Below are 24,700 nucleotides of genomic sequence, written 5' to 3'. Positions count from 1 at the left end.
CGGATCACGTCATGGTAGGCGCGCAAAAGGCATGTGTAGGGCGAATCGGTCACGGAGGTCTCAGGTTTTTCTCAGGGTCCTCCGGAGGTCGCCCGTCGTCGACGTGCGGAGATCCGCGGGTGAGGCGTCGAATCGACAACGCGCTCAGTCCAATGGGAGTCCGCGTTCGAGCAGGTCGATGGCGCGCAGGGTGGTCTCGAGTTGTGGTTGCGTACGGTTCTCGTCGGCCTCGGCGGCGATGCGGAAGGCGACGCCGGCGACCGCGTCGAGGAAGACGCCGAGCGCGAAGTCATCGGCGTCGCGGGCGAGGTGGTCGGCGACCAACTGCCGCATCCCGGAGATGAGGCGGTCGGACTCGGCCTGAAAAGTCTTCTGCAGCAGTGGTTCTGATCGGATCAACTGACGGCGCAGCGGGTTTCCGATCCACGGGGCGTCGGCGGAGACGCGATCGAGTTCGGTGAAGAACCGCCGGATGAGGTCGAAGTGACCGAGTCCCGGGGGCATCGTCGCCATGATCGCGCGCATCTGTGCCTCCAGGTGGGCCCCGCCGACGATCACTTGTTCCTTGGTGGGGAAGTACCGGAAGAACGTGGTGTGTGAGACGCCGGCGGCCTCGGCGATCTGCTCCACCGTGGTCTTGGCGTAGCCGTGCTCGGAGATGAGCCGCAGTGCCGCCTCGCGAATCGCGGTGCGAGTGCGTTGCTTGTGTTGCTCACGCAGGCCAGGCCGACGCCCCGGGGGGTTTCCCGGGGCGTCGGTGGCCCGACGCGGCGCCGGCATGGTCAGCGGGCCGGGACCGTCGCCTTCTCGTCGGCGTCGGGCTCACCGGTGCCCGGCTCGGCGAGCCCGCGATGGCGGACCGACTCGCCTTCGATGTCGAAGTTGATGACGAGCTTGTCCAGCCAGCGCGGCAGACCCCAGGCGCGGTCGCCGAGCAGTGCGATGACGGCCGGGACGACGAGCATGCGGATGACGAAGGCGTCGAACAGGACCGCCGAGGCCAGCGCGAAGCCCATCATCTTCGCGGTGGTCTCCGGCGAGAGCATGAACGCGGCGAAGACGCTGATCATGATGATCGCCGCCGAGGTCACGACGCGGGCGCCGTGACGGTAGCCGGCCACGATCGCCTCCTTGGCCGTCATGCCGTGGATGTACTCCTCGCGCATGCGCGTCACCAGGAACACCTGGTAGTCCATCGCCAGGCCGAACACGACGCCGATCAGGAAGATCGGCAGGAAGGAGATGATCGGCTGGGTGTGGGTGATGAGACCCAGCCAGCCCTCCTGGAAGATCGCGACGGTGATGCCGAAGGTCGCGAGCACGGAGAAGATGAAGCCGACGGTCGCGATCAGCGGCACCCACAGCGAGCGGAAGACGCCGATCATGATCAGGAACGCGAGGCCGACCACCACGATCAGGTAGGGGATGAGCGCATCGTCGAGCTTCTGCGACAGGTCGGACATGATCGCGGTCTGTCCGCCGACGTGCAGCTCCGCGCCCTGCTCCTTCACCGTCGGCGAGTAGTCGCGGATCTTCTCCATCAGTTGGTGCGTCGCCTCCGAGGACGGCGCCGACTGCGGGGTGACCGTGATCAGCGCGGTGTCGCCGTTCTGCCCGCCCTCGTTGCCGATCCAGGTCAGCGCCTCGGGGTTGACGACGTCGGGCAGGGTCGCGATGTGCTTGACGGTCTCGTTCGCGATGGGGGCGATCGGCGCGTCGTCATCGTGGACGACGACGAGCAGCGGTCCGTTGATGCCCTCGCCGAAGCCCTTGCTCAGCAATTGTTGCGCGGCCGCCTCGTCCTGGGTGGCCAGCGACAGGCCCAGCTCCATCTTGGTGGCGGGAATGGCCGCCGCGACCAGCACGACCAGGCCGACGACGATGAACGGGATCGGCGCCTTGACCACGGTGCGCCCGAGGCGGGTGCCCAGGGTCTCGCCGTCCTCGGACTGCTCGGCGTGCTTGATCCACGGGATCCTCGGGCGGAATGCGAAGCGCCCGAAGGCGCCGAGGAGGGCCGGGATGAGCGTGAGCGCGGCGAGCACCGCGATGAGCACGGCGACGGCGGCGCCGGCGCCCATCTGCGTGATGATCGGGATGCCGATGACCACGAGCGCGACCACCGCGATGATCACGGTGAGGCCGGCGAACACGACCGCGGATCCCGCGGTGCCCACCGCCCGGCCGGCGGCATCGGCCGCCTCACCGCCCCGGGCCAGTTCCGTCCGGTAGCGGGACACGATGAACAGCGCGTAGTCGATCGACACCGCGATGCCGAGCATCGTCACGATGGCGGTTGCCGACTGGTTGATCGAGAGCATCTCCGCGGAGAGCGTGAGCAGCATGATCGTGATGGCGACGCCGACGATGGCGGTCACGAGCGGGATGAACGCGGCGATCAGCGCGCCGAAGGCCACGATCATGACGACGAAGGCGATCGCGAAGCCGATCAGCTCGGCCGAGCCGCCCGCGTCCATGACCTGCATCAGAGAGCCGGTCGCCTCGACCTGCAGGCCGTTGCCCCGGTTCTCGTCGAGGATCTTGACCAGCTGGTCCTTGTTCTCCTTCGTGAGGTCCGCGACCTTGATGTCCTGGCGGACCTGGATCAGGCCGACGCGTCCCTCGTCACCGAGCACCTGGGGTGCGATGGCCGGGTCGACGGCGGCGGCTGCGACCGGGTTCACCACGGTCTGCGGCGCGATGACGTCGGGCAGCCCGCGCAGGTCCTCGGCGAGCTTGTCGATCTGCTCGGTGTGGTTGCGCAGGCCGTCGTCCGCGGCGACCAGGATGCTCGTCGAAGCGAGCTCCTGTTCCTTCATCACCTGTGGGAAATACTCCTGCACCTGATCGGTGGCGGTGCCGGAGTCGGTGCCGGGCAGGCTGAAGTCCTGGGCGAACTTCGGCTGCAGGGCGCCGACCGCCGAGACGACGGCGATCATCGCGACCAGCCAGGTCGCGATGACGACCCATTTGTGTCGGAAGGAAAACCTCCCGAGTGAGAACAGAAGCGACGCCATGGTGTGGGGGAACCCTTTCGGTTTCTCGAGATACCGGGCCGGGGCAGGCCCGCCGTTCGGACACATGGCATCGGTCGCCATATGTGTTAGCGACTAACACTAGTGACCGGATACCACTCCTGCCCAGGTCGAGTCCCCTCTGGCGCGCGGACTCACCTCAGTGCGACGGGTGCGGCCGCGCCGACGAGGGCGACGATCTGCAGGCCGCCGGGGTTGGTCTGGAGCGGGATCTCTTTCCAATTGTTGGTGACCCACACATTGCCCGAGGTGTCCACGGTGAGTCCCGTGCTCCGGGTGAGGCCGTCGAAGAAGTAGCCGGTGACGTCGGGCGAGATCGCGTCCCCGGTGCGCTTGCCGGGCGGGCAGGTCGAGGCGTTCGCACCGCAGAACTTGGAGACGCGCTTGCCGGCGAAGTTGCCCACCCAGACGTTGCCGTCACCGTCGGTGGTGACGCCCCCACGGGATGGTGATCCCCCCGCCGCGCAGCGGTCCGACGAGTCGCTTGCCGGCCGGGTCCAGGGCCGACACCGAGCCGAACGACCCGGTACCGGTCGGCCGGTCCGGACACGGCATGGTGATCACTCCGGAGTTGGCGATCCACACGTTGCCGCGTGCGTCGGTGGCCAGGCCCAGGGGATTGTCCACGTGCGGTCCCGTGATGGGCGCCCGCAGCGGGCGGCCGTCGAGATCGAGCATGGCGATCGAACTGGACTCGAGGCCGCTGACGAACAGGGCCCGGCCGTTGTCGACGACGTGGAACGGTTGCTCGACGCCGACCTTGATGTTGCGTGCCCGCGACGGATCGCCGCCGGGGTAGACCGTCAAAGAGTTCGACGCGCAGTTGGCCGCCCAGATCGATCCGTTGCGATCGGTGGTCATGCCCTGCGGCCAGTCCATCGCGCCCCGGGTGAAACCGCTTGCCGGGGAGAGGGCCTGGCCCTGCGGGCTGAACTTCGACATCGAGTTGTGGGGCGGCTGGAGGTTCGCGGGACAGCCGGGTGCGGGCGCCGCGAAGCCGAAGTTCGCGACCCAGATGTTCCCGCCGTGATCGCGGGTGATGCCGTAACCGGCCCCGCTGAGTCCGCCGCCGGTGATCGGTCGGCCGCCGCGGAGCTTGCCGTCGGGTGCGAACCGGAACAGGTACTTGCTGCCGCACACCGGGGTTCGGGGGTCGGCGTTGAACTCGTAGTTCGAGTTCACCCAGATGTCGCCGTCGGAGCCGACGACGAAATTGCCCGGGCCGGAGAGCAATCCGCCGCCGCCGTCGAACCTGAGGGCGAGCGTCCAGGCAACCGGCGGCAGCGGCAGGCCGCCGGGATTCACCGGTCGACGCAGCGCGACACCGAAGAGTCCGGCCGGGTCGTGTTCGGGACTCTTGGCCATGTGGGCCATCGACTCGATCAGGTTCGCGGGCCGACCGCTCAGGGGTGTGGTGGTCGCGGACCGCAACGCTTCGCAACCGTCTGCGCCCGAGGTGCAGGCCGCCAGCGCGTTGGTGAGCGAGATGAACGCCCCGAGCGTCGACGTCGCGGAGCCGTTGGGCGGCGAGGTGAGGGTGGTCCCGAGTCGGCCGCTGACCGGGTCGGCGAGATTGGCGGCCATCATCGCCGCCCCGCGAACGCCCGGTGCCCGGCCGGCGATGCTGGTGCCGTCGAGGAACTGTGCCATCGCATAACCCGTTGCGACGGTTGTCCTCTCGTTGATCGTGAGGCGCCCGGGAATCGCGGGCGACACGGCTGCCAGTGTGGTGAACGCGCCGGGTTGACCCGCCGGGGTGGCCGTCACGTAGAACGCCTCATCGGGTCCGGGTTGCTGCGTGGGTCGGAGCCGGAAGTGTCCGGACCGGTCGGTGCGGGCCGTTCCGGCCGGGTGGCAGAGGCGGTGCCGGTTCCGGTGATCCAGGCACGCACGTCCCAGGAGCGGTCCGGGCCGGCGGTCGACACGACCCCGGCGATGCCGGGGTCGGCCGGTGTGGCGGCCGCTTCGGGGGAGGGGACGACGCCCATGGTGGCGGCGACGCCGATGATCGCGGTGAGGGTGGCCGGGATGTGCCGGAACCGCATGGGTACTCCTCGATGGGGCGAGCGGTCCCTCCCGGTGGCCGGGGTGTCCGCACTGTGGAATTTGTCGGAAGCCTAGCGTCTGTCCGCCTCTCGCACCGGGTGATCAGGGCCTCCGGTTTGCCAGTCGTGTGCCGTCCCGGTCCACCGAACGTCCTCGCCCCGTCGATCTCCGGTGCTCTTGCGGCGGCCGGACGCGGTGTGCGACGGTCGGGTGACGAGGCACGACCAGCGACCGAAAGATGCTCATGCACTTCCTCGTCCGCACGTCCGCAACCGTCCTCGCCGCGCTGGCACTCACCGTGGGTGGTGTCTCGGCTGCCGGGGCCCGGCCCGCCCCGAGACCGGCGGCGCTGCCGGTGATCGCCTTCGACCTCCCCGTTCGCAACGGGTTGGAGATACCGCCGGATGTCGCAGGTGGGACGCTCTCGCCCGTGCGGGTCGTCGGAAAGCCCGCGATGCGGACGCTGCAGTATCCACCGCCGCCCGGCGGCGTCGAGTTCGCCGTCGCGAATCCGGCCCCGCACAAGTATCAGTACGAGTCCCGATTCCTGTCGATCGCCTGGCGCAACGTGGCGACGGGCAGGTCGGGGGTCCTGCGTCTGCGGCACTGGCAGAAGACGCAGGCCTCGGACGGCTACGCGTCGACGCTGCCGACGTCGGCCGTCGCCGAGACCGGTTCCGGCGCCGTCGTGGCGACCGTGCGGGTCATGCGGGACAACCTCGAGCGGCCGCCACAGGTGATCGACGCGATCCCGGGACTCAACGCGCTCACCGTCCCCTGACCGCTCCCGGGTCGGCCCCGACCGGCCGTGCCCCGCTCAGTCGTCGGCGTTCTCGGCTTCCTCGCGTTCGCGACGCTTGTCCTCGCGCAGCGACTTCAGGCGTCGTTCCTCGCGGCGCACCTCGATCTGCTTGGCGCGTTCGACCGACAACCACTCGGGCATCTCTTCCAGCAGTTCGTTGATCTGCGCGGTGGTCAGCGCCTCGGTGATCCCGTTGCGAACGAGCGCCGAGTTGGACACGCCCAGCTTGGCGGCCACCAGGTTCTTGGGGTGGGGGCCCTCGGCGCGCAACGTGCGGAGCCACTCCGGCGGGTCGGCCTGCAGCGCGGCGAGCTCCTCGCGGGTGATCGTGCCCTCCCGGAACTCGGCAGGGGTCGCCGGCAGGTACACGTCCAGCTTCTTGGCGGCGGTGGCCGGCTTCATCGACTGCGAGCTCATTCCCCCAGGGTATCGGGCGGTAGCCTTTGCTCGTGACCACACCCGATGCCCCGACGTTCCGCCTGGCGTACGTCCCCGGCGTGACCCCGGGCAAATGGGTCCGCATCTGGCAGGAGCGGCTGCCCGACGTGCCGCTCGACCTCGTCGGTGTCACCGTGGCCGAGTGCGCGTCCGCGATCGGCCGGGGAGAGGTGCAGATGGCGATCACGCGCCTGCCCGACGCGTTGCGCCATGGTGACCCGGGACCGCACCACACCATCGAGCTGTACGAGGAGACCACCGTCGTCGTGGTTCCCAAGGATCACGTGCTCACCGCCGGAGACGAGCTGACGCTCGACGATCTCACCGACGAGCACTTCCTCTGGCCGCTCGACGAGCCACTGCGCATCGACGAGCAGCCCGGAGCCGCCATCGAGCACCGGCCCGAAACCGTCGCGGACGCCATCGAACTCGTCGCGGCGGGGATCGGCCTGCTCCTCGTCCCGATGTCGCTCGCGCGCCTGCACCACCGCAAGGACCTCGCGTACCGGCCGGTGACGGACGCCCCGACGAGCACCGTCGGATTGCTGTGGCCGCAGCCGACCGGTGAGTTCGCCGACGAGTTCATCGGAATCGTGCGCGGCCGCAAGGCGACCTCCTCGCGGGGTCGCGCCGCCGAACCGGCCCCGAAGCGCTCGGCCAAGGAGAAGGCCGCGGCCAGGCGCGCCGCCCGCGAGGCGGCCGGAAAGATCCCGGGCAAGAGCGCGCGCAAGAAAGCCGGCGGGCGCCCCAAGCGGCGCTGACGCCGGCGCTTCCTCTGCGGTGCAACGGATGTCACAGTGCGCGACATGCCGCGCCTGCCCGCGGGTGCGGGGCTCAGGCGGCTCGCCACTCCGCAGTGCGCTCCGGTGACGCCTCGGCGAGCGCGGCGATCGTGTCGTCGACGCCGAAATCCTTGCCGTACACGGGTGTTCCGGGCTGTTGCCGCCACGACTCGGCGAGCGGTCCGGCGTCGACGGGATCGAAGCCGAGTTCGTCGACGATGCCGAACACGATCGTCTTGCCCTCCGGGTCGTCACCGGCGACCGGCAGGGCGATGCGGCCCTCGGCGCCGGCCGGGAGGCCCTTCTCGAGCAGGTGCTTCCAGTAGATCCCGTTGAAGACCTTGTAGACCGGCACACCGAGGTGTTCGGACACCCACACACTCTCCGGTGTGCCGTTCTCGATCGCCTCGATGAGGCCGTCGCGCTGCTGGGGGTAGTAGTTGTTGGTCTCGATCACCGGTGCGCCGGGCTTGCGCGCGTCGACGATGCCGGCCGCCAGGTCGGGCACGTTCTTCTGCGGGATGGAGACGATGACGAGGTCGGCGTCCTCAGCCGCCTCGGCCGCCCAGACGGGGGTCGCCCCGGTCTCCGCCGCGAGGTCGGCGAGCGTCTCGGGGGCGCGGGAATTGGCGACCCGCACCTCGTGTCCCAGCTCGGTGAGACGACGGGTCAGTGTGCCGCCGATGAATCCTGCTCCGATGATCCCGATCTTCACTGTTGCACCCTCTGTTCGGCGATGGATTGACCTTCGGCGCAACGACGCGGTGGGACGGTCCATTCCGTGTGGAGAGGCGGGTGTGACGCGAGAGACCCGATCAGCCCGAGGCCCTCAGGCGTCGGCGCAGGGCGTCGACCAGCCGCCGCCACCAGGGCGGACGCCCGAATTCCTCGAGAAGTCCGGTCGCGATCTCCGGCGTCAGCAGCTCGTCCGGGATGAGCAGCACGTCGGTCGAGGTCCGCGAGGTCACCTGAAGCGAGGTGCCGAGCCGTCTGACCCGACGGATCGAGGCACGATCGAGCGTGCGGTCGTACGTGCCGAGTCGCAACCGGATTCGACCGGGCCCGTACTCGGCGCTCACCGGGGTGCCGGGCGGCGCGGTCCGCCGGAACCACCAGCGGCCGAAGAACGGCGTGAAGAACAACAGGGACATCGTCACGATCGCCGCTCCGGGGAGCGCGGCCATCGCATACGCCTCGACGGTGAGCAGTGCGACGAGGGGAACGAGACACGCGAGGTAGAACAATCCGATCGTGAAGGGCCTGAGCATGGAGCGTCGCAGCCGGTCGGCCAGCCCTTCGTCGGCCAGCCCTTCGTCGGCGATGTACTCGACGCGGATGGCGTCGTCGACGTGATGGACCCTCCGGGTCATCGGGGGCGGGGGCCCGGAGGATTCGGCGGACACCGTCGCGCCGAGGGGGCGGCGGGAGAACGGGCGGCGCCCCTCGTATCTCTTCAGCAGGTCGTCACGGATCTCGGGCGGCATCAACTCGTCGGGGATGATCAGCCGCGTCCCGAAGCCGGCGACGGTGAATGTCGCAGTCCTATCGCGATACCGGACCCATCGGATGCCGTCGACGGGGACCGTCGAGACGTTGCCGGCCCAGCCCGTGGAGATCTCGTCGGGCCGGAACTCGGCTGTCATCGGCGTGCCCTCGGGGATCTTCTGGGCCCACTCGCGCGCGGCGGCCCGGTAGAGGAATCCCCAGGTGAACAGGCCCGCAAGCGCGAGACCGCCCAAGACGCCGAGGGCGAGCGTGAGGAGCACCTTCGAGAGGGGTTCCCCGATCGCGTCGAACACGAGTGAGGCGGTCGGGACGATGGCGATGGCCGGGATGAGCACCAGCCACACCAGTGGCTGGTCGAGGTAATACGTCCGGCCCATCCGGTTCGTGATGTCCCGTGTGGCGACCGCAGATGTCCGAGTCCCCGGTCTGCCCGCGGCAGAGCCGGTGGGCTGGGGCGACTCGTTCATTCCGGCCTCACCGGGCGCAGGTTCCGCGCCGGCGCTCCCGATCTCGTCGCATCGTTCCCCCTGGTTCTTCGTATCGGCTCGACGTCGCAGGCGTCGAGCCGAGGATACGACGGGTCGCCGAGCGCAGATGCGCGCCACGTCCTGGTGCCGTCGCCGGCCGGTGCGGTTGTTGTGGTGAGCATGGCGGCTCCCCGTTTGTGAGGGGCGGCGGCACGGGACGCCGCATGCGCCGGCGAACCTGCGACAGGCGGGGTCGCCGACTGTGGGAGTGGTGTGGTGTGGGAGTGCTGTGCCTGGGAGCGAGGGGAGCCGGGAACGAGGCTGGATGTGTATCCATCACAACCAGTTTCGGAGGTTTCGATGACCGCCATCAGCCCTGCCGCCCGAGAGCTTCCCGACGTCAACGAGATGTACGTCGTGCATCGCGTCTTCCGCCGCGAGTTCACCGCTCTCCCGGCGCTCATCCGTGCCGTCGCCGCCGGGGACACCGCGCGCGGCGCGGTGGTCGCCGAGCACCTGACGCTCGTCCTCGACGGATTGCACATGCACCACACCGGGGAGGACGAGGTGCTGTGGCCACTTCTGCAGGTGCGTGCGGCACCGTCGACCGCCCTGGTCGAGACGATGCAGCACCAGCACGGCGTCGTCGAGAGCCGGACCGAGGCCATCCGCGAGCACGAGGCGGCGTGGACGCAGGACCCGACGCCGGCCGGCGGCGAGCGGCTCGCGCACCTCGTGGAAGACCTGGCGTCGGCGCTTTTCGAGCACCTAGAACTCGAGGAGCGGGAGATCCTCCCGCTGGTTACCTGCCACATCGCCGTCGACGAGTGGCGGAAACTGTTCGAGCATGGGAAGGACACGATGACTCCCAGGCAGCTCCCGTTGATGTTCGGTGCCGTCCTCGAGGACGCCGACCCCGACGAGCGCGCACGCATGCTGGGCCAGTTCCCGATCCCGATCGCGCTCTTCCTGCGCACCGTCGGCGCGTGGCAGTACCGCCGCTACATCAGGCGAGTGCGCGCCGCGTGAGTTCCTCTGCCAGGCGACGGATGTCGGCCTTGGTCGCGGCGCGGCCGGCATGCCGACGCCTCCAGGTCCGGTGACGGTGACCAGTCGCCTCCCGTCGGATAGAAGCGCCGCGATGCATTAGACGTCGGTGTCACAACCGACGAGTTCGGTCGCCGGCGTGCTGACGGACCACCTCCCGGGGCTCGGCGGGGCGGACGCCGGCGCGTCGGGAACCGATGCGCCGAGTCGGGCGCGCTCGGCGGCGTCGAGCTCGAGCGCGCCGGCCAGCGCTCGGACGGTGTGCGGGTGGGGCGACGACGTTCCCCACGCTCGAGTGCGCTGACGGCCTTGGCGGAGATCTGGGCCCGCTCGGCCAACTCCTCCTGGGTGAGATTGCGGGACCTGCGCAGACGTCGCAGAACAGCGCCGAAGCCGTCGTCGTTCGCCTGTGCCACAGGTGGGACGGTAGCGGACTGTCGGGCCCGTCACACGGGTCGTCGCGAAGGTGGACGTCCCTGGTCCGGCCAAGATGTCCCGAAATCGGGGTCGCCGTGGGGTTAGGGTCGATGCAGGCGTTCGGGGGTCGATGTCCTCTGGAGGTCGTGATGAGCGGTCTGGGCCGGGCGGTGATCGCCGGTCTCGTCGTCGGGTCGATGCTGTGCGCCTGCGGGACCGACGCCTCGGACCCGGATTCCGCGTCAGACGTGGCGGGCCGCGTAGAGGTCGGCGAGGGGCGGCACCTGTACCTGGACTGTCGCGGCGAGGGGAGTCCCACCGTCGTCCTGCAGTCCGGCTTCGGCAACGCGGGCGACATCTGGGAGCTCAGCGAAACAGACTCTCCCGCTGTGCAACCCGCGCTCGCCGAGACGACTCGCGTGTGCGCCTACGACCGCCCGGGCTCGCTCGTCACCACCACCGTCGACGACGGGAAGGTCAGCGATTCCGGTCGGACCGAGCCGGCGCGCAGCGATCAGGTTCCGATGCCGCGAGACCCGGCCGAGGTCGTCGCCGAACTGCACGAGTTGTTGGACGCTGCCGGTGAGGCGGGACCGTACCTGCTGGTCGGGCATTCGATGGGCGGCCCGTTGCAGGCGCTCTTCGCCGCCACCTATCCGGACGAGACGGCCGGACTCGTCCTCGTCGACGCGCCCATGCCGGAGCTCCGTGACAGCGTGACCCCGGACCAGTGGGAACTCATCGCCCACCCGAAGCTCGCGCCGGGCACCTATCCGGAGGAGTACATCGCTGAAAGCTACTCGATGGACATGCTTCTCGACGAGGTGGAAGCGGCCGGACCGCTGCCGTCGGTGCCGGTCGCCGTCCTCGTCCGCGGCCGGGAGGAGCCGATGCCCGACCCGCCGCCGGAGAACGCGGACGACTACCAGGCGCTGGCCGACGCCTGGCCTCGGGCCCAGGCGGCCTTTGCCGCGAGCCTGCCCGACGCGGAGCTGACCACGGTGCCGGGGACCACCCACCACATCCAGAACCAGCGCCCTGATGCGGTGGTCGACGCGGTCGACAAGGTGCGCAATCGTGCGAAGGGGTGAAGTGCGCGCAGCATCGGCGGCGGCCGTCGACGGGCTTCGATGGTGTGCGTCAGAAACCCTGTCTCAGAGCGGGTTTCGAGTGGAGCCGATGACGGGAATCGAACCCGCGTTCTCAGCTTGGGAAGCTGATGTTCTACCATTGAACTACATCGGCGTGCGAGGTTTTCACCTCGCGAGCGAAAGCCTAGCAAACCCTTCCCCGTCCTTCGCAGAGGGTGTCGCGATTCCGCCTCTTTCGGTTGCGCACCAGGCAAGACGCCGGTAGAATCGAACATACATTCGAGTTGGCCATGATGATGGGGGACAGATCATGGCTTTCGTCGAGCCGTCTGCAACACCTACACCACTTCTTCTCGACCAGTACGAGCGGCTCCATGCGCTCCTGGACGAGATCACCCGCACGCGGTCCGGAGGCTGCTCCGAGACGCAGCTGCTCGAGGCCGCGATCCAGCACGAGCGTGCCGAACGGCGCATGCTTGCGATCTTCACCGACACCATGGTGGAGATCGAGGAACGTTCGGCGTATCGGCATGCCGGTTGCCAGAACATCACCAAGTTCCTCATCCATCAGCTCGGCCGGCACGGCGAGGCGAATCGGCTCGCGAACCGGGTGTGGGCGCTCGGCAGGTTCCACGACCTCCAAGGCGAGCTGAACGGGCCCCGTTACCCGGAGACCGCCAAAGGTGTTGCGGAAGGCGCGATATCGGGCCGACACGTCGACGTGATCATCGAGACGATGCAGAAGATCCCGTCCTCTGCCGACGCCGTCGACAAAGAGGCCGCCGAGGCGACCCTCGCGCACTACGCGCGCGACTACGATCCGTCGTCGTTGCGCAGATTGGGTGCGCAGATCCTCGCGCATCTCGATCCCGACGGGACGCTCACCGATGACCGCGACCGTGCTCGCATGCGCGGGATGCGGCTCGGACCCCAGGACAGCCAGCTGATGTCCAGGCTGACCGCCACCCTCGACCCCAAGACCCGGGCCATGCTCGACGTCGTGCTGGCCGTGTGGGCGGCGAAGGGCATGAACAATCCCGACGACCCGGAATCGCCCGCCGGTGACCCCGCGGCCGCGGACCCGGAGGTGCTCGCGGCCGCTGCCGATCGCGACGACCGCTCCCAGGCCAAGCGCAACCACGACGCCTTCACCGCGCTGCTCCGGTACGCACTGGACGGCGGCGCACTCGGCAGGTCGCATCACGGCCTGCCGCCACACCTGATCATCACCATCAGCGAATCCGCGCTGCGTGAACAGGCCGGGGCGCCGGCCCGAACCGCGACGGGCACCCTCGTCCCGATCAAGGACGCGGTCGAGATGGCCGCCGAGGCGCAGGAGTACCTCGAGGTCTTCCGCGACCACACGAGCGAGGTCCTCTACCTCGGGCGCGCCAAGCGGCTCGCGTCGCGTGCCCAGCGGATCGCCGCGGTGGGTCGTGACGGCGGATGCACCGGCCCCGCCTGCACCCGGTCGGCCTTCGAGTCGGAGATGCATCATGTCGTCGAGTGGAAAGCCGACAACGGACCCACCGACATCGACCTGCTCACGATGGCGTGCGGGCCCCACAACCGGTCGGTCGGACACGGCGACGACCAGTGGTCCACGACGATCGAGGCTGAGGGCATCGACGCAGGTCGCGCGGTGTGGCACCCGCCGCGATCGCATCCCGATCGGGCGCCGCGGATCAACCACGCGCACCGCACGGACGCCATCCTCGACCGGATGCGGGCCGAGGCCCGTCGACGGCTGCGGCACCGGCTCGGTCGTCCCGACACCACCGAACGCGACGACACCGGCGCAGATCCGCCCTGATCATTCGATAACCTCGACACGTGCTGCTCTCCGACCGCGACATCCGCTCCGAGATCGCTGGCGGGCGCCTCGCGATTGACCCGTTCGATCCGGCCCTCGTCCAGCCCTCGAGCGTCGACGTCCGGCTCGACAGTCTGTTCCGCGTGTTCAACAACACCCGGTACACCCATATCGACCCGGCCCAACGTCAAGACGAACTGACCAGCCTCGTCGAACCCGGCGAAGGCGAGCCGTTCGTGCTGCACCCGGGCGAGTTCGTGCTGGGCTCCACACTCGAGGTGTGCACCCTGCCCGACGACCTCGCCGGACGCCTCGAGGGCAAGTCCTCCCTCGGTCGACTCGGACTCCTGACGCACTCCACCGCGGGCTTCATCGATCCCGGCTTCTCCGGCCACATCACCCTCGAACTGTCGAACGTGGCCAACCTCCCGATCACCCTCTGGCCGGGCATGAAGATCGGGCAGCTGTGCCTGTTCCGCCTGACCAGCCCCGCCGAACATCCCTACGGCAGCGAGAAGGTCGGCTCCAAGTACCAGGGGCAGCGCGGACCGACCCCGTCGAAGGCCTACCTGAACTTCATCCGGGACTGAGAGTTCACCTGCTCGACCGACACCGGTCACGTCGCCGTGGGTTGAGTGGACAGGTCCATGGGTAACCCTGGCGACCATGAAGCTCACGGTCATCGGTTGCGGCTATCTCGGTGCGACACACGCGGCCTGCATGGCCGAACTCGGGCACGACGTCCTCGGAGTGGATGTCGATGCCGCGAAGGTCGCCCGACTGCAGGCCGGTGAGGTGCCGTTCTTCGAGCCCGGCCTGTCCGACATCCTCCGTCGCAACCTCGACGCCGGGCGCCTGCGTTTCACCACCGATCACCACGCCGCAGCCGAACACGCCTCGATCCACTTCATCGGCGTCGGAACCCCGCAGGAGGCCCGCGGGCACCGGGCGGACCTGTCCGCGGTGTACGCGGCGATCGACACGCTGGTGCCCACCCTGCGGGGACGGCACCTGCTGATCGGCAAGTCCACCGTCCCGGTCGGGACGTGTGCCGAACTGGCACAACGAATCGCGGTGCTACGCGCCCCCGGTGCCGACGCCGAACTGTCGTGGAGTCCGGAGTTCCTCCGCGAGGGGTTCGCCGTCGAGGACACCCTCAGACCGGACCGCCTGGTCCTGGGTACCGGGCCGCGGCCGGCGGCCGCCGAGGGGGCGGACGAACCGCTCGCCGGGGCGGTGCTCAGGGAGATCTACCGCGAGATCCTGGAGGCCGGAGTCCCCTTCATCGAAACCGACTGGGCGACCGCCGAACTCGTCAAGGTCTCGGCCAATGCGTTCCTGGCCACCAAGATCTCGTTCATCAACGCGATGAGCGAGTTGTGCGAGATCGCCGGCGCAGACGTCGACGCCCTGGCCGACGCCATCGGTCGCGATCCCCGCATCGGGCGCCGTTTCCTCAACGCCGGCCTGGGTTTCGGAGGCGGCTGCCTACCCAAGGACATCCGCGCGCTCGTCGCCCGGGCGGAGGACATCGGCGCTCCCAGATCGGTGGGATTCCTCCGCGAGGTCGACTCCATCAACATGCGTCGCCGCGCGGCCGCGGTGCAGCTGGTGACCGAGGCCCTCGGCGGGGAGGTGTTGGGACGGAACATCGCCGTCCTCGGCACCGCTTTCAAGCCGGAGAGCGACGACGTCAGGGATTCCCCGGCCCTGGCCGTCGCCGGGCGTCTGGCTCTCGACGGCGCGCTGGTCACCGTCTTCGACCCGCAGGCGATGGCGAACTCGCGTCGGCTCCAGCCGAGCCTCGGGTACGCCAGGTCCGCCCGACATGCGTGCGAGCGAGCCGACGTGGTCGTCGTCGCCACCGAATGGGCCGAGTTCGTCCACATGACGCCAGAGGAGCTGACCCCGGTCGTCCGCGAACGGCGGATCGTCGACCTGCGGCGCTGTCTGGACCCCGGCATGTGGCGGGCCGCCGGCTGGGATCACCGGGCGCTGGGCGGCGTGGTGACCGACACGAGGGTGTCGCAGCGGACCCCGTCGGCGCAGGTGAACGGTCTGGCATCGGAGGCGACCACAGCGGCCGCCGTGCTAGGTTGAACGCCGATTGACGGGGGCACCTTCTCGCCGTGGGGGCGTGCTGGGCGAGGTGCACGACACAGTGCAGGAATCCGATCTGATGACCGATACGGGGGCGGGACCGAACTCTGATCCGGCAGAGATGCCGGCCGGCGCGGGCGTCGTCGAGAATGTGCGGGCCAGACTCAGAGAGTCTGGCGTGGCCGAACACCCTGAGATCGCGGTCCTCTGGCTCGACGACCATTCGCATGTGACGGTGGGACGCCTCGATCTCGCCCGGGGCGTCGTCCACGATGTCCACTCCGACCCCGCGCTGTCCTTGGACTCGTTGGACCGGGCCGTCGCCGACCATCTGGTCCGGATCGGACGCGTCGGGAAGCCCGAGACGCCGGAGTGGCGCGCAGAGCTTTTCGATCTCGTCGCCCGCGGCCGGGAGCGCCTGCGGGATGCCGAGGGCACCTTCATGATGGGCAACCGTCACATCCGGCTCTTCCGCATGACCAGACATGACGTCTTCGAGGCAGACTCCGCATTGAGGTTCCGCACAGAAGATCTCGCTTGTGCTGCGGTGGCCGGTGTGCACGCGCCCGCACTGGCCGTGGCGGATTCGGTGGCCGCATGGCCGGGGCTCCGCGACGCCGTCGCCGGGGCGGTCGGGGTGCCGATCATCGAGCTCGAACCGATGGGCATCTCGGATGCCATGGACGCGGATGCCATGGTTTCGGATGTGGTGGCGCCGCCGGCCCCGGCGAAGGCCGGCCAGGCGGACCTCCCGGCCGCCGGAACTCTCGCATCGAACACGACCTCCCACTCGAACTGGGCCGCGGCCCCGATCGAGGCGCCGGGTGCTGTGCCTGCTCCGGAGGTGTCACCGCAACGGCCCGCGACTCTGATCTCCGCTGTGCCCGAAGATGTCTCGCCGCAGCTGCCGTCGTCTCGACGCACGCGACGCCCACGCCGGCCGGTCCTGATCGGCCTCGCGCTGATCTGTGCACTCGCCGTCATCGGCGTCGCCGTGGTCCTCTCCGCGACCGGTGATCCAGCCGACCCGGCCGCGGCTCCGGCACCCCCGACGACCTCGTCGTCCACCGGGCCGGCCTACGCCGACCCGGCGATCTACGCCGAGGCCCGCCAGCCGGCCAAACGCTACACTCCGCCCCCGCCGCCCGAGACGACCGAGCAGCCGGCGCCCCGTCCCCGGCCACGGTCCCCTCGCCCGCAACGGGGCATCACCATCCCGAATCCGATTCCGGGACTGCCTCCGATCGTCCTGCCCTGATCCGTACGACGATCACCTCACCGGTTGCGACCGCTTCACGGACGTAGTGCGCGGGCCACGAAATCGAGGACGTTCTCGTAGTTCTGCTCCCGATCGACGTCGGGTTGGAGTGCGCCGCTGAGTTCGAGGCTGACCGCGCCGTGGACCGCGGCCCAGGTCTGCATCGCCTGCTGGACCGGATCGCCCTCGATGACGACCCCGGCCGCCTGCCCGTACCGGATCACCTCGACCAGCACGTCGAAGGCATGTGCGGCGACCTCGATGTCGGGGGTGCACTGTGCCGAGAACATCAGCCCGTAGGTGACCGGCCGGCCGAGCGCGAAGCGGCGATAGCCGCGTCCCGAGTTCCGCAGCCGTGTCGCGGCGTCGGTGTCGGTACTGGCCACCGCGCGTGCGAGTTCGGCGTAGCCGTCGGTGACCAGCGCGTCGAGCAGGCCGTCCCGGCCGTCGAAGTGGTTGTAGACCCCCATCGGGGCGACCTTCGCCTCCGCGGCCACCGCGCGCACCGTCAGCCCGGCCTCGCCGTCGCGTTCCAGGATCGTCCGCCCGGCGCGCAGGAGGGCGGACCGGACTTCGGCGGCGGAGGTTCGGGTGCGGGGCTTTGCGGGAGACATGGTTGACAACTTACTAGAACGGTGTTCTTCTTGTATAGAACGTTGTTCTACAACAGTGGTACGGCGTTCTACCAGAATTTCCCGACTCACAGAACAGGAGACTGCCGATGCGCACAGAGAGAACAGCTGCACGCTGGTGGGCGCTCGGTGCCCTCAGCTTCGCCGAACTGCTCGTGATGATCGACAACACGATCGTCAACGTCGCGCTTCCGAGGCTGGCCCGCGATCTCGATGCCGGGATCTCCGGGCTGCAGTGGATCGTCGACGCATACACACTGGTCTTCGCGGGGCTGCTGCTGACCGGTGGCTACCTGGGTGACCGCTTCGGTCACCGGCGGATGCTCGTCACGGGCATCGTCGGGTTCATGGCGGTGTCTGCGCTCGCCGCGTCGGCGCAGAGCCTCGGGCAACTGATCGCCACCCGGGGCGGATTGGGCCTGTTCGCCGCGCTCGTGTTCCCGGCGACGCTGGCGATCATCACCTCGATCTTCGTCGACGCGAAGGAGCGCGCGACGGCCGTCGGGATCTGGGCGGCGACCTCGGGTGTCGCGGTCGCGATCGGGCCCGTGCTGGGCGGGTGGCTCCTCGAACACTTCTCGTGGACGTCGGTGTTCTGGGTGAACGTGCCGTTCGGCATGATCGCGTTGGCCGCGATCTTCGCCGTCGTCCCCGGCACGCGACCGCTCGAGGTGCCGCGTTTCGACATCGCCGGTGTGGCGCTGTCGGTGGCCGGACTCGGGTTGCTCACCTACACCCTGATCGAGGCCCCCCACGTCGGCTGGGGTGAGGTGCGAACCGTCGCCGGAATCGTCGGCGCACTGGCGCTCCTGACGCTGTTCGTCGCCATCCAGCTCCGGATCGCCCACCCGATCCTCGACGTCCGGCTGTTCGCGAACCGCCACTTCGCGACCGCCGCCGCGATGATCAGCCTGGCGTTCTTCGCGTTGTTCGGCTTCATCTTCCTGATCACCCAGTTCTTCCAGGCGGTCAAGGGATACGGCCCGCTGGCGGCGGGCGTCCGGACCCTGCCGTTCGCGATCGTGATGGCGGTGCTGTCGCCGGTCGCGATGATGCTCTCCCATCGCTTCGGGGCGCGCTACGTCGCGGTCCTGGGAGCGTTCCTGATGTCCGGAGGCTTCGCCCTCGTCGAGCTCTCCTCGCGGGACTCGGGTTACTGGGAGCTCATCATCTGGGCGATGTCGCTGATGGCGTCCGGTCTGGCCTTCATCTCGGGTCCGTGCACGCAACTCATCATGGACGCGCTGCGTCCCGAGCAGGCCGGTGCGGGCAGCGCGGTCAACGACACCACCCGCGAGATCGGCGGCACCCTCGGCGTCGCGGTGCTCGGCTCCATCCTGACCTCCGCCTACGTCGCCGGGATCGCGGATCGCCTGTCCGGCAGGGGGTTGCCGCGTGAGGCGGTCGACGTGGCGGAACAGTCGGTGATGGCCGGGGTCGAGGTGGCCCGGCAGCTGCCCGGAACGCTCGGCGATGCCGTGCAGGTCGCGGTGCAGGAGGTGTTCATGGACGGATTGCACGACGCGGTGTGGGCGGCCGTCGCGATCACGGCGGCAGCCGGCGTGGCCGCGCTGTTGCTTCTCCGCGGCACGGTCGGCGGGCACCGAGGGGCAGCGGGGGAAGCAGGTCCTGCGGGTGTCGACACGGACATACCCGCGACGGCGACCGCTTCAGAGGTCGAGGGTGAGGTCCCCGCCCGCACTCCGTGACACGCAGGTCAGCATGATCCCGGCCTCGCGTTCGGGCTCGGTCAGGATGTTGTCCCGGTGGTCCACCTCGCCGGACAACGTCCTGACCTTGCACGTTCCGCAGAAGCCCTGCTGACACGAGTAGGGCACCGACGGGCGCACCCGCCGGATCGCCGCCAGCGCGGACTCGTCGGCGGCCACGTCGACCCGTTCGCCGGTCGATGCCAAGGTGACGGTGAACGGTGAGCCGTTCACCACCGGGGGCGGGCTGAAGCGCTCGTAGTGCAACTCGATGTCGCTGCGGTCGGCCAGATACCGGCGCAGGCTCTCCAGCATCGGCACCGGACCGCAGCAGTACACCGCGAGGTCGGCGTTGCGTTCTGGGACCGGTCCGAGGAGCTCGGCTGTCGTCGGCAAACCGTGCGCGTCGTCGGTGCGGATGGTGATCCGGTCGCCGAACCGCTCGACCTCGTCCAGGAACGGGATGGAGTCGGCGGTGCGTCCGGTGTAGATCATCGACCAGTCGAGGCCGAATCTCTCGGCCACCGTGAGCATCGGCAGGATCGGGGTGATCCCGATGCCCGCGGCGACGAACCGGATGCGCCCTGCGGGCGACCCGTGCCCGGGAACCGCGAACGGAAAGGCGTTGCGCGGACCCTTGATCGGGAGGATGTCGCCCACGCGCAGGGCGTCGTGGACCTCGACCGAGCCGCCCCCGCCGTCGGGGATGCGGCGCACCGCGATCCGGTATCGGCCGCGATCGGCCGGATCGCCGCACAACGAGTACTCCCGCATCCGCCCCGACGGCAGGAGGACGTCGATGTGGGCGCCCGCATGCCAGGACGGCAGTTCCTCGCCATCGGCGGCGGCGAGGGTCAGCGCGACGACGTTCTCGTCGTGCGCGACGACCTCGCGTCCTACGATCCGCACCCGGGTGATGCCGTCGCCGGCGGGGGTGGGACGCAGCGGCGACAACGGCCGCCACGCCGGAAACCATGCCCGCATGAGTGCGGTGCCGAGCGTCAGCACCGGGTCGCGACGCCACCGGCCGTAGAGGTGGGGCGGGACCGCGGTGAGAGTCGTCGAATGAGGATGTGCGCGTTGGTTCATCGCGCCCTCACGCGGCACGGCGCGCGGCCGGGGACTTCGCGAGGTAGGCGACGGCCTGTGCCGTGCTGCCGATCTGCTCCGGCCGGAAGCCCGGGCGGAAGTAGCTGAAGGTCGAGAACACCACGGTGCTGATCCGCGGCAGCAGGTTCGCCCGGACGCCGCGGTGGTACTGCCACTTCTTCTGCAAGTAGTTGTAGGACACCGACGTGTCCTGCTTCATGATGAACCGGTAGCCGCGCTGGACGAGTAGCAGGAGGATCGGCAGGACCATCAGCATCGCCCGCCCGCGCCGCAGGTAGCTGTCGCCGAAGTAGGCGGCGACATCGTGGGCGACCGCCCGGTGCTCGACCTCCTCGGCGCCGTGCCACATGAACAGATCGGCCATCATCGGGTGCGCCCCGGCCTCGATCCAGTTGTTGTTCAACGCGAAATCGCCCAGAACCGCGGTGTAGTGCTCGAGCGCGGCGATGAACCAGAGCCGCTCGACGAGGTGCTTCCGGCGCGCCGCGGGGCTGCCCTTGGTGGCCGGGCCGAGAACCTTCCGGAAGATCCACTCCATCTGCAGTTGGTAGGGCCGCGGGTCGATGCCGTGATGGTCGAGGAATTCCCACAGCACGTGGTCGTGGGCCTCGGCGTGCATCGCCTCCTGCCCGATGAAGCCGCGCATGCGGGCCGCGAGTTCCTCGTCGGCGACGAGCGGCAGCGCCTCGTTGTAGGTCTGCACGAACCAGCGTTCCCCCTCGGGGAGAAGGAGGTTGAGCACGCTGATGAAGTTCGACGCGACCGGATGGCCCGGAATCCAGTGCAGCGGGACGTCGGTCCAGTCGAAGGTCACATTGCGTGCGTGGAGCTCGACCGGCCCGGGATCGGCCTCGTCGGCCGACTCGGGAACAACCGGGATGCCAAGGGATGCGGTGATACTCATCCGGCGACCTTCCGTCGTGCGCCGATGCGCGAGAGCCACGGCGCGAACCGATAGATGCGATAGCCGATCTTGGCCTCGGGCGTCACCGGGACCACGGCCTTGTTGTGCTCGATGGCGGAGACGATCTCCGCGGCCACCCGGTCGGGGGTGAAACCGCGCCGCTGGTAGAAGCTGTTCAGCCTGTCCCGCTGGGACTTCTCGGTCTCGGGGTCGAGCCCCGCGATCGGCGTCGACGACACGATGGCGGTGTCGACGATGCCCGGGCAGATGGCCGTCACGCCGATGCGGTGCTCGGCGAGTTCGGCACGCAGCGACTCGGAGAACAGCAGGACGCCGGCCTTCGAGGACGAGTAGAGGCCGAGGCTGCGCGACGGGGTGAACGCCGCGGCCGACGAGATGTTGACGATGTGCCCGCCCACCCCGCGCTCGACCATTTGCCGACCGAACTCGCGGCTGCCGGTGATGACGCCGCGCAGGTTGACGCCGAAGAGGCGATCCAGCTGTTCGTCGGTGGCGTCGAGAGCCCCTCCCGCGACGGCGATCCCGGCGTTGTTGACGACGATGTCGGGTACCCCGTGCCGGTCGCGCACCTCCTCGGCGAATGCGACGAAGGCCTCGGTGTCGGCGACGTCGAGCTCGTAGGGGTGGGCGGTGGCGCCGGCCAGCTTGCAGGCCTGCGCGGTCTGCTCGGCGGTCTCGGGTCGAAGGTCGGCCAGGATCAGCTCGCACCCGCGTTCGGCGAGGGCGAGCGCGGTCTCGCGGCCGATCCCGCTTCCCGCGCCGGTGATCACGACCAGCTTTCCGGCGAGTGGGCGCGGTTCGGTGAACACGCGGGCACGCTCGACCGACGCCGGTGTCGGGGACGTATCCGACTGTGCTGCAAGGAAGTCGAGAATCGTGTCGGTCAAGTAATCCGGGTGGGTGTAGGGAAGCCAGTGTCCGGTGGGGGTGTCGCGTCGCCACAGCTTGGACGCGTACGTCGGGGTGTTCTCGTAGATGGCCGGGCGCAGTGCGATGTCGCGCTCGTTGACCACCTGCAGCACGGGAACCGTGGTGATGCGCGCATTCGGGCGGCGCAACTTCTGCCGGATGTTGGCCCGGTACAGGGCGAGTCCGGAGATCATGTCGCGCCGCAGGGTGTCGGCGACCACGACGTTCTCCGGCGGGGTGCCCTCCACCGCGTGCAGGAAGCGCTTCCAGGCCGCAGGCGCGCCCATCGCGGTCAGCAGCAGGTTCGGCAGGACCGGCAACTGGAACAACCCGGTATACGACGACGAAACCGACTGCGCGGCAATGGTTCGGAGGTGACGCGGCGTCGGGTGCGAGACCCCGTCGTGGAGGAGTTGTCCCAGATGGTCGAGGTTCGGTCCGGAGACCGAGACGAACGAGGCGATCCGCGTGCGGGCACGCGGCCGGCTCACCGCCTCCCATGCCTGGACCGACCCCCAGTCATGGCCCACCACGTGAACCGGGGCGTCGGGACTGACCTCCTCGGCGACCGCGAACAGATCGTCGGCGAGTTCGCTCAGGCGGTAGGGTTTCACGCCTCGCGGACGGTCGCTCTCCCCGAAGCCGCGGCAGTCGTATGCGACGACGTGGTACTTCTCGGCCAGTCGCGGCGCGATGTGCGTCCACAGGTGGTGGGTGTCCGGCCAGCCGTGGACGAGCAGCACGGTGGGATTCGATTCGTCGCCCAGATGGAATGTCGCCAGGCGGACCCCGTCGTTGGTCACCGACCCCCGTCGCCAGTCCGGACCCGCCTGCAATGCCTGTTCGGCCATCAGTGTCACCTCGCTGTAGACCCGATGGAGGTACACGTTACCAACGGTTACACAAATGTCCAGACCCTTGGATGACGCAATCCGTCTCCTTACGGCCGGGCGGACGAAACGCGCGACGAAGAGACGTGAGACGCCGAGAGGCCCGGGTCCACCTGGGGACCCGGGCCTCTCGGTGCCGCTTCTGGTGCGGCGCAGCGCTACTGGCGGTACGACGCCAGGAAGTTGCCGATCCGCTCGATCGCCTCGTTCAGGTCACGCGACCACGGCAGCGTCACGATGCGGAAGTGGTTGGTGTCGTCGAGGTTGAAACCGCTGCCCTGGACCACGAGGATCTTCTCCTGCAACAGGAGGTCCTGGACGAAGAGCTCGTCGTTGTGGATCTCGTGGACCTCGGGGTCGAGACGCGGGAACGCATAGAGCGCGCCCATCGGCTTCACGCAACTCACGCCGGGGATCTCGTTGAGCTTCTCCCAGGTGACGTTGCGCTGTTCGTACAGCCGGCCTCCGGGGGACACGAGCGCCTCGATGGACTGGTAGCCGCCGAGCGCCACCTGGATCGCGTGCTGGCCCGGCACGTTCGCGCACAGGCGAGTCGAGGCGAGGATGCTCATGCCCTCGAGGAATCCCTTGGCGTGATCCTTCGGACCGGTGAACACGACCCAGCCGGCGCGATACCCGCACACGCGGTAGGCCTTGGAGAGGCCGTTGAACGTCAGCACCAGCAGATCGGGTGCCAGCGACGCGATGTTGATGTGCTCGGCGTCGTCGTAGAGAATCTTGTCGTAGATCTCGTCGGCCAGGATCAGCAGCGAATGACGCCGCGCCACTTCGACGATCTGCTCGAGGGTCTCGCGTGAGTAGACCGCGCCCGTCGGGTTGTTCGGGTTGATGACCACGATCGCCTTGGTGCGATCGGTGATCTTCGACTCGATGTCGGCGATGTCGGGGTTCCAGTCGTTGGCCTCGTCGCAGCGGTAGTGGACGGGGGTCCCGCCCGCCAGCGACGTCATGGCCGTCCAGAGCGGGTAGTCCGGGGCCGGGATCAGGACCTCGTCGCCGTCGTTCAGCAGCGCCTGCATCGTCATCGTGATGAGCTCGGAGACGCCGTTGCCCAGGATGACGTCGTCGACGTCGAAGTACGGGAAGTCGGGGATGAGCTCGTATCGCGTCACCACGGCGCGACGGGCCGACAGCACGCCCGCGGACTCGGAGTAGCCCTGTGAGTAGGGGAGCGCATGGATCATGTCGCGCATGATCACGTCGGGTGCCTCGAAGCCGAACAGAGCGGGGTTGCCGATGTTCAGCTTGAGGATCCGGTGGCCCTCTGCCTCGAGCCGCTGCGCGTGCTCGTGCACCGGACCGCGGATCTCGTAGCAGACGTTCTGCAGCTTCAGCGACTGGTCCAGCGGCTTGAGGTCGAGGTTGATATGCGAAACATGGGGCCTACTCACGGGTCAATTGTCGCAGCACGACGCAAATGCGTTTCCGGCGGTGCCGGTGCAGCGACGCTGGTCACACCTGATCCGGACACGAAAACGGGCCCCGACCGCGTGGTCGGGACCCGTTTTCGGTCACGGCTGGTGACTACTTGTGGCCGGGCCGCTTCTTGCCGGCGGCTATGCCGAAGCCCTTGGCCTTCGACGCGCCGGTCTCGGTGATGGTCCGCGAGTCGTCCGCGGTCTTCTCCGACGACGCGGCCGGTGCCTCGGCGGCCGGTGCCGCGACGGTCTCGGCCTCCTCGACCTGCGGTGCCTCGGGTTCC

At 69.0% G+C, this 24,700-nt stretch carries 23 protein-coding genes and 1 tRNA gene; 9 read left to right on the top strand and 15 right to left on the bottom strand.

The window, feature by feature from the left end:
- Nucleotides 1-144: 144 nt before the first annotated feature.
- From GP2_RS08705 to GP2_RS22080, 5 genes are all read right to left on the bottom strand, one after another.
- Entirely contained in the window at nt 145-780 is a 636-nt protein-coding gene (locus tag GP2_RS08705; RefSeq protein WP_006900124.1) for a TetR family transcriptional regulator, read from the bottom strand.
- 2 nt (nt 781-782) lie between these two features.
- A complete protein-coding gene (locus GP2_RS08700; protein ID WP_040526662.1) occupies nt 783-3,017 on the bottom strand; it encodes an MMPL family transporter in 2,235 nt (744 codons plus the stop codon).
- 152 nt (nt 3,018-3,169) lie between these two features.
- Nucleotides 3,170-3,439, bottom strand: a complete 270-nt coding sequence (locus GP2_RS22085) for a hypothetical protein (protein ID WP_006900122.1) — start codon at nt 3,437-3,439, stop codon at nt 3,170-3,172.
- A gap of 13 nt (nt 3,440-3,452) precedes the next feature.
- The gene (locus GP2_RS08690) at nt 3,453-4,802 is read right to left on the bottom strand and encodes an NHL repeat-containing protein (RefSeq protein ID WP_006900121.1); all 1,350 of its coding nucleotides are present in this window, start codon (nt 4,800-4,802) and stop codon (nt 3,453-3,455) included.
- Nucleotides 4,799-5,080 (bottom strand): hypothetical protein, encoded by a 282-nt coding sequence (locus tag GP2_RS22080; RefSeq protein WP_006900120.1) that lies wholly within the window; start codon nt 5,078-5,080, stop codon nt 4,799-4,801. The genes GP2_RS08690 and GP2_RS22080 overlap by 4 nt, the downstream gene beginning before the upstream one ends.
- A gap of 239 nt (nt 5,081-5,319) precedes the next feature.
- Between GP2_RS22080 and GP2_RS22075 the strand changes: the two genes are divergently transcribed.
- Nucleotides 5,320-5,862, top strand: coding sequence for a hypothetical protein (locus tag GP2_RS22075; protein WP_006900119.1), 543 nt, complete (start codon nt 5,320-5,322; stop codon nt 5,860-5,862).
- Nucleotides 5,863-5,898: 36 nt separating this feature from the next.
- On the opposite strand, the gene GP2_RS08675 is transcribed toward GP2_RS22075, so the two are convergent.
- On the bottom strand, nt 5,899-6,285 hold the full coding sequence (locus GP2_RS08675; protein ID WP_006900118.1) for a DUF5997 family protein: 387 nt from the start codon (nt 6,283-6,285) through the stop codon (nt 5,899-5,901).
- 41 nt (nt 6,286-6,326) lie between these two features.
- On the opposite strand from GP2_RS08675, the gene GP2_RS08670 reads away from it, so the two are divergent.
- The gene (locus tag GP2_RS08670; protein ID WP_006900117.1) at nt 6,327-7,082 is read left to right on the top strand and encodes a LysR family substrate-binding domain-containing protein; all 756 of its coding nucleotides are present in this window, start codon (nt 6,327-6,329) and stop codon (nt 7,080-7,082) included.
- Nucleotides 7,083-7,155: 73 nt separating this feature from the next.
- Here the strand turns inward: GP2_RS08670 and GP2_RS08665 are convergent, their stop codons facing one another.
- Entirely contained in the window at nt 7,156-7,881 is a 726-nt protein-coding gene (locus GP2_RS08665; RefSeq protein WP_255218601.1) for an NADPH-dependent F420 reductase, read from the bottom strand.
- 37 nt (nt 7,882-7,918) lie between these two features.
- Nucleotides 7,919-8,986 (bottom strand): hypothetical protein, encoded by a 1,068-nt coding sequence (locus GP2_RS08660; RefSeq protein ID WP_006900115.1) that lies wholly within the window; start codon nt 8,984-8,986, stop codon nt 7,919-7,921.
- 450 nt (nt 8,987-9,436) lie between these two features.
- On the opposite strand from GP2_RS08660, the gene GP2_RS08655 reads away from it, so the two are divergent.
- Complete coding sequence (locus GP2_RS08655) at nt 9,437-10,105, top strand: hemerythrin domain-containing protein (RefSeq protein WP_006900114.1); 669 nt, start codon at nt 9,437-9,439, stop codon at nt 10,103-10,105.
- Here the strand turns inward: GP2_RS08655 and GP2_RS22385 are convergent.
- Complete coding sequence (locus GP2_RS22385) at nt 10,078-10,539, bottom strand: helix-turn-helix domain-containing protein (RefSeq protein ID WP_083900217.1); 462 nt, start codon at nt 10,537-10,539, stop codon at nt 10,078-10,080. The two genes, GP2_RS08655 and GP2_RS22385, sit on opposite strands and share 28 nt — an antisense overlap.
- 150 nt (nt 10,540-10,689) lie before the next feature.
- On the opposite strand from GP2_RS22385, the gene GP2_RS08650 reads away from it, so the two are divergent.
- The gene (locus GP2_RS08650) at nt 10,690-11,631 is read left to right on the top strand and encodes an alpha/beta fold hydrolase (protein WP_006900113.1); all 942 of its coding nucleotides are present in this window, start codon (nt 10,690-10,692) and stop codon (nt 11,629-11,631) included.
- 80 nt (nt 11,632-11,711) lie between these two features.
- On the opposite strand, the gene GP2_RS08645 is transcribed toward GP2_RS08650, so the two are convergent.
- Nucleotides 11,712-11,785, bottom strand: a tRNA-Gly gene (locus tag GP2_RS08645).
- A gap of 156 nt (nt 11,786-11,941) precedes the next feature.
- On the opposite strand from GP2_RS08645, the gene GP2_RS08640 reads away from it, so the two are divergent.
- From GP2_RS08640 to GP2_RS08625, 4 genes are all read left to right on the top strand, one after another.
- The gene (locus GP2_RS08640) at nt 11,942-13,444 is read left to right on the top strand and encodes an HNH endonuclease signature motif containing protein (protein WP_006900112.1); all 1,503 of its coding nucleotides are present in this window, start codon (nt 11,942-11,944) and stop codon (nt 13,442-13,444) included.
- Between the two features lie 20 nt (nt 13,445-13,464).
- Nucleotides 13,465-14,034 (top strand): dCTP deaminase, encoded by a 570-nt coding sequence (gene dcd / locus GP2_RS08635; protein WP_006900111.1) that lies wholly within the window; start codon nt 13,465-13,467, stop codon nt 14,032-14,034.
- Nucleotides 14,035-14,110: 76 nt separating this feature from the next.
- A complete protein-coding gene (locus GP2_RS08630; protein ID WP_006900110.1) occupies nt 14,111-15,544 on the top strand; it encodes a UDP-glucose dehydrogenase family protein in 1,434 nt (477 codons plus the stop codon).
- Between the two features lie 178 nt (nt 15,545-15,722).
- Entirely contained in the window at nt 15,723-16,802 is a 1,080-nt protein-coding gene (locus tag GP2_RS08625; protein ID WP_255218600.1) for a hypothetical protein, read from the top strand.
- Nucleotides 16,803-16,837: 35 nt separating this feature from the next.
- Here the strand turns inward: GP2_RS08625 and GP2_RS08620 are convergent, their stop codons facing one another.
- Nucleotides 16,838-17,416, bottom strand: a complete 579-nt coding sequence (locus GP2_RS08620) for a TetR/AcrR family transcriptional regulator (RefSeq protein ID WP_006900108.1) — start codon at nt 17,414-17,416, stop codon at nt 16,838-16,840.
- A gap of 107 nt (nt 17,417-17,523) precedes the next feature.
- Here GP2_RS08620 and GP2_RS08615 point away from each other — a divergent pair, with 107 nt between their 5' ends.
- The gene (locus tag GP2_RS08615) at nt 17,524-19,143 is read left to right on the top strand and encodes a DHA2 family efflux MFS transporter permease subunit (protein ID WP_006900107.1); all 1,620 of its coding nucleotides are present in this window, start codon (nt 17,524-17,526) and stop codon (nt 19,141-19,143) included.
- On the opposite strand, the gene GP2_RS08610 is transcribed toward GP2_RS08615, so the two are convergent.
- The 4 genes from GP2_RS08610 to GP2_RS08595 all read right to left on the bottom strand — a co-directional run bounded on the left by GP2_RS08610 (nt 19,105) and on the right by GP2_RS08595 (nt 24,389).
- Nucleotides 19,105-20,232, bottom strand: coding sequence for a PDR/VanB family oxidoreductase (locus tag GP2_RS08610; RefSeq protein ID WP_006900106.1), 1,128 nt, complete (start codon nt 20,230-20,232; stop codon nt 19,105-19,107). The two genes, GP2_RS08615 and GP2_RS08610, sit on opposite strands and share 39 nt — an antisense overlap.
- A gap of 7 nt (nt 20,233-20,239) precedes the next feature.
- A complete protein-coding gene (locus GP2_RS08605; RefSeq protein ID WP_006900105.1) occupies nt 20,240-21,157 on the bottom strand; it encodes a metal-dependent hydrolase in 918 nt (305 codons plus the stop codon).
- Nucleotides 21,154-22,938, bottom strand: a complete 1,785-nt coding sequence (locus GP2_RS08600; RefSeq protein WP_040526675.1) for an SDR family oxidoreductase — start codon at nt 22,936-22,938, stop codon at nt 21,154-21,156. The genes GP2_RS08605 and GP2_RS08600 overlap by 4 nt, the downstream gene beginning before the upstream one ends.
- Before the next feature lie 197 nt (nt 22,939-23,135).
- Nucleotides 23,136-24,389, bottom strand: a complete 1,254-nt coding sequence (locus GP2_RS08595; RefSeq protein ID WP_006900103.1) for a pyridoxal phosphate-dependent aminotransferase — start codon at nt 24,387-24,389, stop codon at nt 23,136-23,138.
- Nucleotides 24,390-24,700: the final 311 nt, after the last annotated feature.

It is taken from the genome of Gordonia paraffinivorans NBRC 108238 (assembly GCF_000344155.1).
Classification (GTDB): Bacteria; Actinomycetota; Actinomycetes; order Mycobacteriales; family Mycobacteriaceae; genus Gordonia; species Gordonia paraffinivorans.
The sequence above is the reverse complement of the archived record's forward strand: the minus strand, read 5'-3'. Positions and strand labels throughout refer to the sequence as shown.